The sequence below is a fragment of the Flavivirga amylovorans genome (assembly GCF_030540875.1).
Lineage (GTDB): Bacteria > Bacteroidota > Bacteroidia > Flavobacteriales > Flavobacteriaceae > Flavivirga > Flavivirga amylovorans.
In genome coordinates this window covers 488,829-506,438 of sequence record NZ_JAUOEM010000001.1, presented here as the reverse complement: position 1 = coordinate 506,438, position 17,610 = coordinate 488,829, and the positions used below count along the sequence as shown (strand labels likewise).

Sequence of the window (17,610 nt, the reverse complement as noted above, 5' to 3'; positions counted from 1 at the left end):
GGATTATTAAAAAACAACTTAATGCTTTTTCTTTTTGTTTTTCTTTTTATTATCGTGATACTTTACCTCTTTTTCAGGCTTCCAATCATTACCTTCACAGGTAATTTGAAATTCCTTGTTAACTTTTATTTTCTGACTCGGTAAAAAGCCTTCATAAGTTACGTCTTCGATGGTAATCTTTGGGTCGCTATTTTTAATTGCTGCAATAGATGGTCCTTTATAACTGGCACCATCTGGATTTAGTGTTGTACTCATAAATGTTCTTAATTCACAAGGTAATTGCCTAACATTTTTTGGTTTGTGCTGTGCTTGTGTTCCATAAATAGCATGTACATTTTTTATGGTAGAGGTTGGAGCAAAACGGCCTGCGGTGTAACCTAATTTAGCTTGTTCTTTATTTGCAAAACCAATACCTACCATAGATGCAAACAATGAACTTTCTGCTCTTACGCCATCAATATCTACATGTCCGTTGGTGCGTGTATGCGATCCCATGGCTGTGGCACTATGTCCATTTTTAATCGAAATATTTCTTCCGTAAATATTATCTAAGTTAATGTGCATTGGCACTGTTAACGCGGCACCAGTTTCCAAACGCAAGGTAATCCCACCTTCACCAGAAATATTTTTAAACAAGATGTTTTTACCGGTTTGTGCCTGAATCAAACCATAACCATAACTGGCATTAGTAACATGAGCATTTCTTACTATACCATTTGTTGCTCTAAAATAGTTACCTTCATAACTCGATGAATTAAACGTTAAGCAAGATAACGCCGTGTTATTATCTAGTACATTAAAATCGCCAATCATAAAATTATTGACATTCTTAAATGTGGCAAACGCCATTTTATGTTTTCTGCCGTTGGGTGCCATAGAATAGTCTACTGTAAAACGACCTCCTTCACCTCGAATACTTACATTCTCAATTGTTTTCCCTGCACTAATACCTGATTTTAATCCGAAATGGAAGATAAATCCTTTTGGTGTCGTTGGACTGATAGTTACCTTATGATTTACGACAAGATGAACACCTGATTTCATTTCGATATTAGAAAAATAAAATGTCCCCTCTGGGATGATGATTTTACCTCCGTTTTTTAATTGTGTTAAATCATCGATTGCTTTTTGTAATTGGGCTGAATCATCTTTTGTATCTGTTCCATCAGCTTTGTAATCCGTAACTAAATTAACGGTTTTAGATACCTGACTACTAGTATCTTTATAAAAATCACTTTCTTTTTGTGCAAAAGAAAGGGTGCTTATCAATGTAAAAAGGGTTAATATATTTTTCATGTGTTCTCGGTATAATTTTTCTCCCTTCGAAATCATTCAAACGGACTCTTTTGTATTATCAGTTAGTATTATTTGGCTTTTAACTCAGCATCAAATTCATATATTTTTCCTGCTATAGTTTTAACTTCTATTTTCTTGTTTTGATATTTTAATTTGCAAAGCCCTCCTTTTAAAGATTTTACAGAAGCACTCATCAGCTTACCATCCGCCCATTTTATTCCCACTTCAAAAGCACCCTCTGCCTTTAATCCTTCTACAGACCCATCGGGTAAAGCATTGGGTAATGCTGGTAGTATATGAACCACTCCTGCATGACTTTGCACAAACATTTCTGCAATAGCAGTTGTATATCCTAAATTAGCATCTGTTTCCCACATTTTTCTTGTTAATCCTTGTACACTTATAGAAAACATATTGTTATATGAAGCACTTCCTAAGGCATACTTTATTACTTTATAAGCCTCATTACCCTCTAATAATCTCGAGTAACTTCTTGCTATCCAAGCAGTATTCCCTCTAAAAACAGGGGTTTTTGCACTTCCGTTTTCAACTCTTATATCTAAAGACTTTTTTGCCGCTTTAGCTAACTCAGGAGTTTCTAATGGTGTAATTAAATCGCCTTCACAAAAAGCCCAAAAATGAGAACAGTGCTTGTGTCCTAATTCAGTTTCCTCAAAAGGTTTTGCCCATTCCAGCAGTCGTCCATCCTTACCTACTTGAATAGGCAATAAACGAGCTTTCATCTTTTCTAAGGTTTTTCTAAATTCTTCATCTACCTCTAATAACGCACTTGCTTTTATACAATTTGCAAACAAATCATGAATCATTTGCATGTCCATACTTGTTCCCATAGACAAGGATACTCTTTTGCCATTAGGTGTCACAAAAGTGTTCTCTGGTGAATTAGATGGACCTGACACTAAATAACCTGTTGTAGGATGTTCTACCAAAGTTTCTACAAAAAACTCAGCAGCCTCTTTCATAATAGGATAAGTATATTTCTGTAAATATTCTTTATCTAAAGTATATACGTAATGTTGCCACATTTGATGCGCCCCCCAAGCAGGTGTTAATTGCCACATACCATGCGTAGCTCTACCAACTGTTGCTGTTAAACCCCAAGCATCTGTAGCATGGTGCGCTACAAAACCTTTCTTAGCTCCATAGGTTACTTTAGCTGATTTTCTTCCATTTTCTCTCAAATTACCAATCAAATCAAAAAAAGGCGTCTGACATTCTGCTAAGTTGGTGATTTGCGCAGGCCAATAATTCATAGGAATATTGATATTCGTATGGTAATCTGCATTGAACCATGGATCTACAGTATTGATCCATTTCCCCCAAAGATTGATTGCCATTGTTCCGGGCCTGGAACAACTTATCAAAATATATCTTCCAAATTGAAAATATAAAGCAATCAACTCAGGATCATCTAAACCCTGTCTTAATGCGTGTAATCGTTGATTAGTTGGCATATTTTTTAATAAAGTAGGCCCTAAACGCTTGATTTTTTTCTTTTGAACCAAATCTAATTGTACCCTATTAAATAATCTTTGATGTTCTTTTACATGTGCATTATATAAAGCTTTATAATCTTTATTGTCTATGGCCAACAATTGATCTATTGATTTTTGATGAGGATTGTCTCCTCTATAATTGGTAGCCGCTACAATTCTAATTTCTACAGTATCAGCATTTGTAATTATAATCTCATTGTCTTGATGACTAATGATTCCACCTGTATTGATAAACTTGATTTGTGATTCGTATGCAACACCTCCCGATTGATCATTGCCTTTATCTGTAGCCACTCCAGAAACTTGCATAAGATGAGAAGAAACAGTTTCTATTTTAGCTTTTTCCCTATCAAAAGAAGCTGTAAAACTTAGTTTTTCTTTCTGATTACTTGATAAGCGAATAATAATAGCCTGATCGGGAACGCTAGAAAAAATTTCTCTTGTATAAAGAGTAGTCCCAATGGTATATTCCACACTACTCACAGCTGTTTCTAAATCTAATGTTCTCTTGTAGTTTTCAACTTTTGGCGAGGATATATCATATTGAAAGTCTAAATATAAATCCCCTAAAGTTTGGTAAGTATGAGAACCATGTGCTACATGAGGAATCATGACTTTTTCCTCAATTAGTTTTTGAGCCTTTACATATTCTCCGTTAAAAATAAGCTCTTGGGCTTGTTTTACATATGTAGCCCCGTCAGGTCTATCTTTATTTTTTTCAGGTTTTCCACTCCAAATGGTTTCTTCATTCAATTGAATTTTCTCTTGCCAAACGCCTCCTTGATTGGTTGCTAATAAACGACCGTTTCCAACAGGTAAAGATTCAATCCATTCATTAGCGGGCATATCATACCATAACCTCAAATCTTGAGCTTCTGAAGTACAACTTAAAAGTAGTATCCCTAATGTTAGTCTGAGAATGCTTTTAATATCAGTAAATGCTTAAATTCAATTTCAACAATAGTGTTTAGCTATAGGGCTTTTGCATTAGAAGATCGATCGATACGATTTATATTTATAATAACCCGTTGTGCATTTTGAATCAAAATAGTAATGATTTGTCAGTTCGAGTGATTTTGAGGAACGAAAAATCGTATCGAGAACCTTTTTATGAGTTAAAATTCTTATTCTCGATAAAAATTTTACTCATTTCAATCGTAAAATTCACTCGAATTGACAGAATTTCATCAAAATGCACAACGGGTAAATATTAATCTTCTTGCTCTTCTTCTACTTTTTCCTTTTTATTTTTCTTCTTCTTGTTTTTCTTCTTTTTACCTTTCTTTTCCTTTTTATCAGTTTTTTTCTTCTCCTTTTGTAAATTCAAATCACAATCGTGAACATCTTCTTCTTTTATGACTGCAGGAGTAACAAAACCAATAGCCTCAACATTAGAAACCTCTGTAGGAAATTCATGAGTATCTAAAACAGCAACAACAGCTGGAGCTAAATAGATAGCTCTGCTACTTTCACCTCCAATAGCATACGTATCTTTAGGTGCTTCTTTTATTTGACTTACTAATTCGCAAGGAATGAATTTAAAATGCTTAGATTTTAATTGCGCAGTATTTCCATAGGTAGCTTTTACATTATTTACCTTTATATGCTTGAAAGCGCCTTTTTTACTTACTTTAGATTTATCATATTTTTTTGCAATAAACCCACCTTCAATTCTAACACCAAAGCCTGTATTTTCGACAGTTACTCCATCTATATCCACTGTTCCATTTTGTAATGCATGAGGTGAAAGCATCACAGCAGAATTACCATCTTTACACGAAATGTTTCTAGCTACAATACCATCTAAACCAGTTGCTTGCACATCATTTACCTTTTTCGCACCTGTTTCTAGTCTTAATGTAGCACCACCTATACCGCTTAAATCCTTAAACAAAACATTTTCTCCACATTGCGCCTGAATTAATCCATATCCATAGTGTGAATTTATGGTAGTAGCATTTTTTATAACACCATTAGTAGGATGATAATATTTACCATTATACAAATCAATTCCCATTCGCACAGCAGAAAACTTGGTGTAGTTGTCTTTTACTTTGAAATCTGACAAAAGGAAATTACGTGTATTCCCTATACTAAATAAAGCAGCACTACCAACAACATTAGAAAAATCAACCGTATACATTTGGCCTTTTTGGGAACAACTCACACTTACATTGACAACTGAAGGCTTCTCTTTTTCTCCTAATGAAAATATATTTGTTTTTTTACCACCAAGACGTGGAATTAAGACAGCACCTTTATCTATTTTGATATGCACATTGGATTTTAAGTTAACACTAATTAATTTATATTTCCCTTCAGGAATAATAATAGTACCTCCTCTTTTCAGTTTTGTCAAATCATCAATAGCTTTCTGTAATTTATTAGAATCATCTTTTTCTCCTTTAGCATTTGCTTTATAGTCTTTTACTAAATCTACTGTTTTATTGGATAATTTATTTGTTGCTATGTAAAACTGCTTTTCATCAATATCTTGTGCCTTACAATTGAAAAGGGTTAATGCTACTAATACTATTGTGATTATATTTTTCATTTTATAATTTTATTTTAATGCTTTTAAATTTTACTTATTAGAATCTTTCTTTAAATCTGTTTATCTATGATATCGTTTAACTTAGGAGCTTTGTAAAGTTTATAATTCTCTTTAACTGGCCCTAATCCGTTTTTCCAATTATTACCAAGCTCTTTGAAAAGAACTGCTTTTAACTCTTCAACTTTTTCTGGGTACTTTGTAACCAAATCATGCGCTTCTTTATAATCATCTGGCAAATGATATAACTGAAAAATATCGTCATGTATATAATGTCTTAACTTCCAACCATCATTAGTGATAATGGCGCCTCCATGTAATTTAGAACCTACAATTGTATAGGGTCTTTCTTTAGCTTTTTCTCCAAATAATGTTTTTGCATAAGACACGCCATCTTTTTCTTCAATTTGAGGTACGCCTGTAATTTCCGCCAAAGTATTTAAGAAATCATAATTACTTACGCGTTGCTGAGAGACTACCCCTGGATTAATTTTTCCTTTCCAATACCAAAACAATGGTACTCTTACACCACCTTCCCAGTTATGTCTTTTGTAACCAGCCATTCCATTGTTACCATCAAAAACATCGTTACTTAAATCACTATAAAACTTCGTCTTTACATCATCATACTTTTCGCCTGTAATCACATTTTTATATTGATCTGTTCTACCTTCATAATTGGTATAAACATTATGACCATTGTCACTAGAAAACACAATAATAGTATTATCCAAAATTCCCATTTCTTCTAACTTGTTATAGATTCTCCCTACATCTCTATCCAACATTTTCACCATAGAACCATACTCTTTTTCGAATTCATTCAAATTAGGATTATCTTTAAGTTCTGGATGAACTTCAGGAATACTAATTGGTCCATGAGGTAGTTGTGTTGGAAAATAAATAAAGAAAGGCTTATTTGTTTTCTTAGGATTATGCTCGTCCATAAAGACCAGCATTTTATCCATAATAATATTTTCAGAATACACCTTTTTCCCTTCCATATTCCAGCGTTCTTTGTAATTCTCTGGAGATTCTTCTTCAGGTGTTTTAGCACAATCCACATGCGTGTTTCCTGGAATATCTATTTTTTTACCATTTTCAAATAAGAAAGGCGGGTAAAAACCATGACATCTTTTATGATCGTAATAACCAAAATGATAATCCCAACCATGACGCTCAATTCTTTGAGGCGTCGTGGCAAATCCCCATTCTAACTTCCCAAACTCAGCAGTAGTATATCCTGCTTGTTGTGCAATCTGCCCCAAGAAAACGTCTCCTTCTTTAGCGGGCTGAATTACATTATGAATTTTATCAGTTATTTCACCCATCGTTAACCTTTGGTCTAACTCCATCCAAATACCTCCGTTTGTAAGATTGAATTCGTCTCTGCGAGCATCATGCATTCCAGTAAGCAAACTAGCTCTTGCTGGTGCACAATACATAACACCATAAGCATTTTCAAACTTTAAGCCTTGGTCTCCTAACTTATCGATATTTGGGGTTGTTAGATGTTTTTGCCCATATGTACTTAACATTCCTCTACCTAGGTCGTCTGCATAAATAAAAATAATGTTAGGTTTTTTTGAAGGCTTTTTCTTATCTTGAGCTCTCAATTCAGATGCACTAAAAATCAGTAAACCTGTTACAAGGCATAGTAATAATTTGTTAATATTCATAAATATTAAAATAATTTTAAAGTTCTTTTATTCTTACTTTGTTCTTTTATTTTTTTTAGACTTTTGAAAACCCTTTTGGTTTAATCAATCGACAAATAAAAAATTGATTTGATAATCCATGAGCCAATATACTTTTGAAAATCATTTTTTTGACTTCAAAATGGTATTATCCTTAAATAGTAAAATTAGTAAAGTATCGACCAAAATATGTCTTGTAGAATGAATACATTGTATTTAACAGTAAATTAACAAACACACCTAAAGCTAGCAAATTAACTTGTTTTCGTTAGCTTCTAACTTACAATTTTAGTTAAGTTACGATAACATCACTTAAAATTTTTAACTCATAATTTTTTAAGCAACATTAAAAATAGCTTCTCAGACAATACTACCATTAACACCTTCATTTTTTTACTATGAAATACACCTTTTTTACTAAAAATTACAGCTTTAAGAGAAATAAAGTCGAAGTTTGTTAGGCTTAAATTCTTGTAAAGCAACAAACTATTAATAACCATTTAAATCACTTTTGCCTAAAAAACAGAAACTAAACTAACTTAATGAAATCATGAAAAACAAAAGTATTTATTCAAAACTAAACTAAACCATATGGAATTAAACAAAAAGACAAAGAGTATAAACAGCTCGAGTAAATTATTATTTGCTTTACTTTTAATGTTAGGTCTATGCTTAAATGTCATGGGCCAGCAAGTCACTGTCAGCGGAAACGTAACAAACTCAGAAGATGGTATGCCAATCCCTGGTGTTGCACTGGTAATAAAAGGCACATCTTCAGGTGCTGTAACGGATTTTGATGGAAATTATTCAATTAACGCTAAAGTGGGAGACATACTTAATTTCACTTATTTAGGTATGGAGGACGCATCTGCCACAGTAACTGGAAGCCAATTAAATATTATTATGAATCCTTCTATTGAAGGGCTGGACGAAGTAGTAATTATTGGATATGGTCAACAAACGAAAAAAGAACTTACAGGAGCTGTAACCAGGGTAAAGGCAGAAGATATTGAATCTATAGTTACTGCTGACCTAGGTACAGCTTTACAAGGTCAAGTAACTGGTGTCAATGTTACTAACGCAGGTCAGATAGGTGCTCCCGCAGAAATTTTTATTAGAGGGGTGGCTTCAATTTTTAGTGATATTACACCATTATACGTTGTTGATGGAATCCCTCAAAGTGACAATCCCCAAATTAGCCCTAACGAAATTGAGTCCATTGATGTATTAAAAGACGCAGCATCTGCAGCAGTATATGGATCAAGAGGATCAAACGGTGTTATTTTAATTACTACAAAATCTGGTAAAGGTGGCGTTCCTAGAGTAACCTATTCTACAACTACTGGTATTAGAAGAATAACTTCTGATATTCGTTTAATGAATGCTCGTGAGACATTTTTAGCTCAGAATTTAGCAGAGTCTAACACAGCTGATTTAATAGACAATAATATAGGAGGTGCATCTTATTTTAATGATTCAAGTTTACTAGATCATCTTGTTATAGATGATGGCCTTACTACAACACACGATGCATCAGTATCTGGTGGTAGCGAAAAAATGTTTTTTAGTGCCAATGCAGGATATTTTGGTGGAGAGGGTGTATTAAGGGGTTCTGAATCTTTCAGTCGTTATAACGGAAGAATAAATGCAAGCTATAGAGGAGATAAATTAAGTTTAACATTTGGTGTCGGTTTTATAGCTGAAAATTCAGAACGATCTTCTGGTCAGTCATTTAGTAGAGGACAGCGATATAGCCCTCTTTTATCTCCAATTAATGGTGATACTACGGTATTTGAAATTAATGGTAATCTAGGAGGAGAAGAAGGTAGTCTTGATGCTACTAATTTTATTAACTTAGGTAGAGAACAAATAAGAGATAGAATGAATACTAACTTAAGGTTAAGCTATAACTTATCTAAAAAATTAGTATTTACAAGTAACGTAGGTTTTATAACTACTCACAGGCAAACTACTCACACAAGACCTCAAACTAGAATATTTGATGTTGACAATCAAGAATTTATTGACGTTGGTAGAGGAAGTTTATTAATGAGATCCATAGATAGAGTTAAAGAGTTTAGTATTGACGGTAGTTTAACCTACAATATAGAGTTCGGTAAAAGCAGGTTAACGCTTTTAGGAGTTATTTCTGCCGAAGATAGAACATATAAAGCATTCACGGCACGAGCTGAAGGCTCTATTGATCCTAATGCTACAGGTTTTGGAAACTTTCCCGAAGGTCAAATCATAGGTGATGGTATCATAACAAATGCGAATGTTTTCATACCTGATTTTTCTTACAATAGAACAGATCGTATTTTAGGTGCAGTAGGTAGATTTATGTATAATTATGATGACAGATATTTATTAACTGGTCTAGTAAGACGTGATGGATCTTCTAAATTTGCCGAGGGTAACCGTGTTGGATATTTTCCTTCTGTAACAGCTGGATGGAATGTTTCTAATGAAAACTTTTGGAGTGGTATTTCAAATGTCGTAAACAATTTTAAAATAAGAGCTAGTTGGGGTAATACTGGTAATGATAGAATACCATCTAACTTATCTAACAGGTTTGTAGTACCTGTAGGAAGCTACCCTACTTCAGATACTGAAATAAATCCTGTTTTACAAGTTCAAGAAATTCCAAACCCAGACATTAAATGGGAAACTACCGTACAAAGGAATATTGGTATTGATTTAGGATTCTTAAGAAATAAATTTACTGTTACAGCAGACTATTACATAACAGATAAAAAAGATTTATTATTTGAACGTGTACTTCCAGGTTCTGCTGGTGCCAACTCTACAAGACCAAATAATGTATTATTCAATAGAACTATACAAAACTTTGCAGATTTAGAGAATAAAGGTCTTGAATTATCTGTGGGTTATAAATCAAACAAAAAGAAAAACTTTAAGTGGTCGGCAAGAGCAAATTATTCAACATTTGAAAACATCTTAACTAACCTCCCTAGAGATGAAAATGGAGATATTGTTCGTTACCAATTAAACAATCAAACCATAGCAGGACAAGGTCTTAATGCTGGTATTGGGCAATCTAATGTATCTTTCTTGCAGGAAGGGTATTCTGCTGGAGCTTTATTCTTATTTGAAACTGACGGCGTAATTAAAAATGCTGATGAATTGGCAGACTATATAGCCCAAGTTCCTAATGCAGACAACGAAATACAATCTGGTGCTTACACACCTCAAGTTGGAGACTTGAAATACGTAGACACTAACGGAGATGGCAAATTAGACAGAGATGATAAAGTTTTCTCTGGCACCACATTACCAGATTTTGATTTATCATTTAACCTGAAATTAGCATATAAAAACTGGAGTTTAGATATGCTATGGTATGGTGCTTTTGGAGCTAAAATATACAATGGTGCAGCAGCAGACCATTTCTTTAGAGGACGTTCATTAGAATTATTAAACCAATTTGATGAGGTACTAAATCCAACTTCTAATACCCCAAAAACAAGTTCTGCAAGACAAAATGGTAATGCAAGGTTTAATCCTAATTTATTTGGTAATAACGATAGATATCTTGAAGATGCTGATTTTGCTAGATTAAGATCTATTCGTTTGCAATACGATTTATCGAAAGAAGTTACAGAACGTTTAGGTATAAACAAGTTCAGTATTTTTGCAGTTGGTAATAATGTAATAACTTTAACTAAATATTCTGGTTTAGATCCAGAAGTAAGTGGTGATTTTGATGAAAGAAACCCTTTGTCTACCAAAGGTGTTGACAGAGGAAGAAGTCCCGTTACTGCACTTTATTCATTAGGTCTTTCTGTAGAATTTTAAAAAAAAATGAAAATGAAAAAAATAATCATATTACTTACGCTTACAGTTGTTTGGACCACATTTTATTCTTGTGATGAGTATTTAGATGTAGAAAACCCAAATAGTACTGTTACTAATTCAGACCCTCAAAACTTGTTATTTGCTGCCTATGCAGAACTACAGGACGAAGATGTTCTTGGAATCGCTTTTGAATCTTTACGATCAGATGTAGGAAGAATAGGTCCACTAGTTACTAGCAATGCTAATGATTTCCCTTATACTACATTTTATAATCAAGATATATCAAATCCAGCTATAGATGAACGTTTAGAAGGAAAATGGAATGCGCATTATAAAGGTATTTTACAAGCAAATGTCACTTTAGATAGACTTAATCAACTTGAAGAAGAAAATGGTTCATTAACAGAAGTACAAGAGTATCAAAAAGCTCAAGCACGTTGTTTAAGAGGTATGTATCACTTTTTCTTGCATTCAGTATTTAATGAAGGTAAAATTATTATTCAGGATGCTCCAGTTGTATTAAATACAGCATTTAAAAGTTTAAGTACATCTCAAGAAGTTATAGATTTCTTTAGAGCTGATTTAGAGTATGCCTTCGAAAACCTATTTGAAGCTGAAGATACAGCTAATGGTTTTGTATCTAAAGGTTTTGCTGCAACTTTATTGGGTAAAAGCTATCTTTATGAAGGCAACTACACTCAAGCAATACAATGGCTCACCAATCCTTCAATACAAGGTCAATATAGCCTACTATCTGGTAATGCTGCTGTTAATATGTTTTCAGAAAGTCAAGAATTTAGCAATGAGTCCATTTTTGAATTGGCTTACAATGTAAATGATCTTACAGGTGAAAGTATACTAGGTAATACCACGAACCATGTTACCCGAGAAACAGCGCCACCAACAGCTGTTAGATTTAGACGTCCAACCCTAAGAGTAAATGATATTTCTGGAGGAGGTCAAGGAGTCTCTTATTTAACCCCTCCATATTGGCTAACGATTGCATACACATCTGAAGAAATAGACCCTACCGATAACCGTAATACTGTTAATGGAGAACTTAGACCAGTATCCTTAAGAACATCTGCAATGATTGCTGTACCTCAAGATATAATTACTGAGTATTACGAAAGAGACTTTGCTGCTTTGGCTGTGTTCTTTGGTAGAGGTTATGCATCATTCTATAAAAAGTATACCAATCATGATATTATAGATCAAGAAATACCAGGTAATAACAACAGAGAGCTAAGATCTGGTAAAAATATTATGGTGGCCCGTTATGCTGAAGTTGTACTTATGCTTGCGGAGTGTTATATAGAAGAAAATATGTTGCCAGAAGCTGTTACAGAAATAGAAAGCATTAGAAGCAGATGGGGTCTAAGATCACTAACCGATATAGGTGTGGATGTTAATAGTCAAGAAGCACTTAGAAATCATTTAAGATTTGTTGAAAAACCATTAGAGTTATCAGCAGAAGGGTTTAGTATCCGTGCTATAGATTTAAGACGATGGGGAATAGGATCAGCAAGATATGCAGATTTACAGGCCAGATCTTACAATTTCACAGAGTTTACATTCGAAGTTCCAGATGGTCAAACAGCACCAACACCACAAATTGACAATCTTATAGTTGAAGATCCTAGTGGCGATTTTATAGATTATGATGGCATTAGCTATGATACTACCAACAATGGTTGGCTACCATTACCGCAACAAGAAAGAACTCTTAATAACAATATAGACTAATGAAAAAAGCAATTAAATATATATCGAGAACTCTCCTGGTTCTAACAATAATTTCCACATTTTCATGTGAAAAAGACGAGATTGAGGTAGATAATACACCAAAAGTAGTTATTTCAAATAGCAATTTACGGTCTAAATTTGTAAGAACAAGCTATCCTGCTGGTGTTGGACAAGTATTTTCTTTTATTGATGCATCTCAAGGAGTTGTAAGCAGAAAATGGACTGTAGATCCCGATTCCAGTTTTGGTCCTAACGTAATGATCGTTAACAACCCACAGGTTTTGGATGCAGAAGATATCACGGATGTTATCCCTTTCATTATTTCTGGAAGAACTACCACATCTGATGAAAGATTACATCTAGTTTATAGAACAGCAGGCACTTATAATATTACTTTAGAACTCACATTTAACGAGGAAGTAAGTGTAACCAAGGATGATAGTTCCGTTATAACTGCTGTACCTAATGGAGATCAATGGGTATTAACCATACCTATTACTATAGTAGTATTATAGTAATTAAATAATTTTTACTGTATATTAAGTAAGGCTACTATATAGTAGCCTTACTTATATTTTAAATATTTTTTTTAAAAGAAATTATTATATTTAAATTATTAACAAATCATAATTATCTATTCACCTTAAAAATGAAAAAACTAAAAATTATCTTTCTTGTTTTTGTTTGTGTATTAGCAAGTTGCCAACAAAATAAAAAAGAAGCCAAAGAGGAGGCTACATCAAAAGAAACACCAAAACAACCCAACATTGTAGTAATATATCTAGATGACTTAGGCTATGGTGATTTAAGTTCTTATGGTGCAAAAGAATTCCAAACACCAAATATCGATAAATTGGCCTCAGATGGTGTAAAATTCACTAACGGCTATGCATCTTCTGCAACGTGTACACCAAGTAGATATGCATTGTTAACTGGTGTTTATCCATGGCGCAATAAAAATGCAAAAATATTACCTGGTACAGCTCCGCTATTAATTGGAACAGACCAATTAACATTACCAAAAATGTTGAAAGCTAAAGGCTACCAAACAGCGGTTATAGGTAAATGGCATCTTGGTTTGGGTACTGGTCATGTAAATTGGAACAAAGAGATAACACCTGGACCAAATCAAGTTGGTTTTGATGAATCTTATATTTTGGCCGCAACACAGGATAGAGTACCAACTGTTTATATAGAAAATGGACATGTTGCAAATCTAGATCCGAACGACCCTATTGAAATTAACTATAAAGAAAACTTCCCTGGGCAACCTAATGGAAAAGACAATCCTGAATTATTAACCATGACCTGGCATCATGGGCATAACAGTTCAATCGTTAACGGTATTCCAAGAATCGGTTATATGAAAGGTGGCGAATCTGCTAAATGGACAGATACCGATATGGCAGATAACTTCTTAAAAAGAACCCAGGAATATGTAAAAACACATAAGGACAAGCCTTTCTTTTTATACTACGCCATGCAACAGCCACATGTACCACGCACGCCTCACCCGCGTTTTGTCGGAACATCTGGTCTAGGACCACGCGGTGATGTTATTGTAGAGGCCGATTGGTGTGTGGGTGAATTCATAAAAACCCTTGAAGAAGAAGGTATTTTAGACAATACCTTAATTATTTTCTCAAGTGATAATGGCCCAGTACTTAACGATGGCTATAATGATGATGCTGTCGAAAAAATTAAGACTCATGACCAAAATGGAGGTCTAAGAGGTGGTAAATATAGTTTGTATGAAGCAGGAACACGCGTGCCTTTTATTACCTATTGGAAAGGAAAAATACAACCTAAAGTTTCTGATGCATTGGTATGTCAAATGGATGTTTTAGCGTCTGTTGCAGACTTAGTAGACTCAAAAGCCAATACTGCTGATAGTAAAGCATTGCTAGATGTGCTTATGGGTAAAAGCGATAAAGGTAGAGACAACCTTGTAATTGAAGCTACAAGTAGAACTGCCCTAAGAAGTGGCGATTGGCTATATATCCCAGCTTACGAAGGACCTGCTGTAAATCATGAAGTTGAAATTGAATTAGGTAATTCTGATGAAGAACAATTATTCAATTTAAAAGAAGACCTTGCACAGCAACATAATCTTGCTAAAGAACATCCTGAAAAAGTTAAAGAACTATTAAAAGAGTTTGTAGCTTTAAGAGGAGACGACTTCAAAAAAATTGAACAATTAGAGTTAAAATAAAGTATTAAAAAAAGAAAAGCGGTTTCTAAATTGAATCCGCTTTTTTTATCATAACTAAAAGTAAACTTATGCAAAAACATAATCTAATAAACATTTTTATTTGGGTACTTGTTTTAAGTGTTTTTTCTTGTAATACCAATAAAAATAAAAAGGATAATAACGAACAAAGTAAAAATACTGTTCAAGTAGAAAAAGGAAAGCCAAATATTATTTATATCCTTGCTGATGATTTAGGCTATGGCGATTTAGGTTGCTACGGCCAGCAAAAGATTGAAACTCCAAACATTGATGCCCTTGCGAAGAATGGTATCAAGTTTACACAGCATTATAGTGGTTCTACCGTATGTGCACCGTCACGTTCTTCATTAATGACTGGACAACATACTGGACATACTCCAATTCGTGGTAATAGAGAATTAAAAGGTCAGGAGGGACAAACACCTTTACCCGCAAGTTCTATAACTATTGCAGAAATACTTAAAGATCAAGGATATGCTACAGGAGCCTTTGGAAAATGGGGATTAGGCTTTATTGGTTCAGATGGTGATGCTGTAAACCAAGGGTTTGATGAGTTTTACGGTTACAACTGCCAACGTGTTGCCCATAGGTACTACCCTACTTACTTATGGAGAAATCAAGACAAAGAATTTTTAGAAGGCAACGATTGGACAAATACAGTTACATATGCACCAGATAAAATTCACGAAGAAGCATTAAGTTTTATTGAAAAAAATAAAGACCAACCATTTTTTGCTTATGTGCCGTTAATACAACCACATGCCGAATTAATTTCTCCAAAAGATTCCATTTTACAAAAGTATTTAGGCAAATTTGAGGAAACTCCTTTTAGAGATAAAAAAACATCTGACTATGGCCCTGATTTGGAAGTTAGCGGTTACTGCTCGCAAGAGACTCCACTAGCTGTATTTGCTTCCATGGTGTCAAGAATAGATAACTATGTTGGTGAAATCGTTGCAAAGGTTAAAGCCTTGGGCATTGAAGACAATACCATAATCATGTTTACAAGCGATAACGGTCCCCATGTTGAAGGAGGTGCCGAACCCGAGTTTTTTGATAGTACAGGTGGTCTGCGTGGTGTAAAACGCGATCTGTACGAAGGTGGTATTCGTGCGCCATTCATTGTTTCTTGGCCAGGAACAATTAAAGCTGCACAAACATCAGATCACATTTCTGCTTTTTGGGATGTTATGCCTACTGTAGCTGATATTACAGGGGCTGAAACGCCAACTTCTAGTGACGGTATTTCGTTCTTACCAACTCTTTTAGCCGAAAACAATCAAAAGCAGCACGACTATTTGTATTGGGAGTTTAACAATAGAGGTGGTAGAAAAGCTATAAGACAAGGAAAGTGGAAAGGTGTTTGGTACAATATTCATAAGAACAATGGCGGTAAGTTTGAACTCTTCGATTTATCTATAGATAAAAAAGAAATACATGACATTGCTAGTGAGCATCCTGAAATGGTAGAAAAGCTTAAACAGCTTATTAAAAACTCGCATACCCCATCAGAATTATTTCCGTTTGATAAATAATAATCCTTTACTATTATAAAAAAAGTGCTTTAGAAATTCTAAAGCACTTTTTTTATAAACACTATTCTTTAATTTTTATGCTTATTTAATGTGCTCTCCTCTGCCTTTAAAAGGGCTTGCATATACGTATCAAAAGCCTCGCCATCAAAAGGGACTACAACAATTTTACTTGCATGATTATCATTAGGTCTATCTTGGCCTTTCCCTAAATCAATCACTGAAAATATAAAATGTGTTACATGCCCATTCTCAACAAAAGCTGTAGGACGCTCAATGAATGTCCACTTATTTTCGGTACCATCAGTATATCTAAAAATTGGATCTCTTCCCTTTTTGTAGGCTATACCTCTATATTTCCAATCGGTTATACCATCAACTGATGAAAAATGGTGACAGGTTTTTGATGGCCAATGATTATAAACAATATGATACATACCTCCGCTATACCAAATCGTAGGATCTTCGTTGCGTGTTTGAGGTAATTCAGGGTAGGCACGGTAAATTCTATCATTCATAATTTTATATGGCCCAAGTATGCCATTATCACTAATCATAACAGCAGTTGATCTACCTATAAGCATATAACGACCATCGTGACGCAAAATTATTTTTACATTAGACATGTGCTGGTAATGCGGCGCTTTTTTATTTTGATATCTTGCCAATCCTTTAGAATAACCATTAAGATCTACTTGAATTTTTCCTAAAAACTTAAATGGCCCATCGGGTGTATCAGATACAAATACTTCGCCTTCTGTGGTTTCACTTGTAACCACTGCATATCTACCATCTTTCATTCTAAGTCCTATTACATTACATCCTTCTCCCTCGTTCCATTGTGGCCAAATCATGCCCTTATCTTTATATGGTCCCATCACATTGTCACTAACCGCATGTATCGCTTTTGAGTTATGCTTCCAACCATCTGCATGAGAATATTTTTGGTTCCATCGGCTCCCATAGAAATGGTATTTATTATCATCACCTTTAACGATTCTACCATCCCAGTAACACCAATCTTTAAGTTTAGCATCTTCTAACCCATTGTTAATATCTCTAGGTAGCACATTTGGAGCTCCCCATATTCCTTCAGAAACCAAGGGCGCTTGTGGTTCCATTGGCAGGAAAAAGTCTACCAAATTTTTTTGGGTTTTATGTTTTTGAGCATAACCTAATGTTGCAATAAGAAGTATAACCAAAGTTAAACGTCTTTTCATTTTCG

The 17,610-nt window shown here is 34.2% G+C and carries 10 protein-coding genes; 5 read left to right on the top strand and 5 right to left on the bottom strand.

All coding sequences use genetic code 11. The features are described 5' to 3' along the window. Positions 1–18: 18 nt before the first annotated feature. The 4 genes from Q4Q39_RS02095 to Q4Q39_RS02080 form a co-directional block, all read right to left on the bottom strand. The gene (locus Q4Q39_RS02095; protein ID WP_303280705.1) at positions 19–1,296 is read right to left on the bottom strand and encodes a glycosyl hydrolase family 28-related protein; all 1,278 of its coding nucleotides are present in this window, start codon (positions 1,294–1,296) and stop codon (positions 19–21) included. Positions 1,297–1,364: 68 nt separating this feature from the next. Beyond that, the gene (locus Q4Q39_RS02090) at positions 1,365–3,677 is read right to left on the bottom strand and encodes a glycoside hydrolase family 95 protein (RefSeq protein ID WP_303280704.1); all 2,313 of its coding nucleotides are present in this window, start codon (positions 3,675–3,677) and stop codon (positions 1,365–1,367) included. Positions 3,678–4,023: 346 nt separating this feature from the next. Then, on the bottom strand, positions 4,024–5,367 hold the full coding sequence (locus tag Q4Q39_RS02085; protein ID WP_303280703.1) for a glycosyl hydrolase family 28-related protein: 1,344 nt from the start codon (positions 5,365–5,367) through the stop codon (positions 4,024–4,026). Between the two features lie 50 nt (positions 5,368–5,417). Then, a complete protein-coding gene (locus tag Q4Q39_RS02080) occupies positions 5,418–7,043 on the bottom strand; it encodes a sulfatase-like hydrolase/transferase (protein WP_303280702.1) in 1,626 nt (541 codons plus the stop codon). A gap of 609 nt (positions 7,044–7,652) precedes the next feature. Here Q4Q39_RS02080 and Q4Q39_RS02075 point away from each other — a divergent pair. From Q4Q39_RS02075 to Q4Q39_RS02055, 5 genes are all read left to right on the top strand, one after another. After that, positions 7,653–10,877 (top strand): SusC/RagA family TonB-linked outer membrane protein, encoded by a 3,225-nt coding sequence (locus tag Q4Q39_RS02075; RefSeq protein ID WP_303280701.1) that lies wholly within the window; start codon positions 7,653–7,655, stop codon positions 10,875–10,877. A gap of 12 nt (positions 10,878–10,889) precedes the next feature. Then, positions 10,890–12,623 carry a RagB/SusD family nutrient uptake outer membrane protein gene (locus Q4Q39_RS02070; protein WP_303280700.1) on the top strand — a complete coding sequence of 578 codons (1,734 nt, stop codon included), beginning with the start codon at positions 10,890–10,892 and terminating at the stop codon, positions 12,621–12,623. After that, positions 12,623–13,138, top strand: coding sequence for a hypothetical protein (locus tag Q4Q39_RS02065; protein WP_303280699.1), 516 nt, complete (start codon positions 12,623–12,625; stop codon positions 13,136–13,138). The genes Q4Q39_RS02070 and Q4Q39_RS02065 overlap by 1 nt, the downstream gene beginning before the upstream one ends. Before the next feature lie 134 nt (positions 13,139–13,272). Further along, the gene (locus Q4Q39_RS02060) at positions 13,273–14,835 is read left to right on the top strand and encodes a sulfatase family protein (RefSeq protein WP_303280698.1); all 1,563 of its coding nucleotides are present in this window, start codon (positions 13,273–13,275) and stop codon (positions 14,833–14,835) included. 68 nt (positions 14,836–14,903) lie between these two features. Next, complete coding sequence (locus tag Q4Q39_RS02055; RefSeq protein WP_303280697.1) at positions 14,904–16,388, top strand: arylsulfatase; 1,485 nt, start codon at positions 14,904–14,906, stop codon at positions 16,386–16,388. Between the two features lie 68 nt (positions 16,389–16,456). Here the strand turns inward: Q4Q39_RS02055 and Q4Q39_RS02050 are convergent, their stop codons facing one another. Then, entirely contained in the window at positions 16,457–17,605 is a 1,149-nt protein-coding gene (locus Q4Q39_RS02050) for a glycoside hydrolase family protein (RefSeq protein ID WP_303280696.1), read from the bottom strand. Positions 17,606–17,610: the final 5 nt, after the last annotated feature.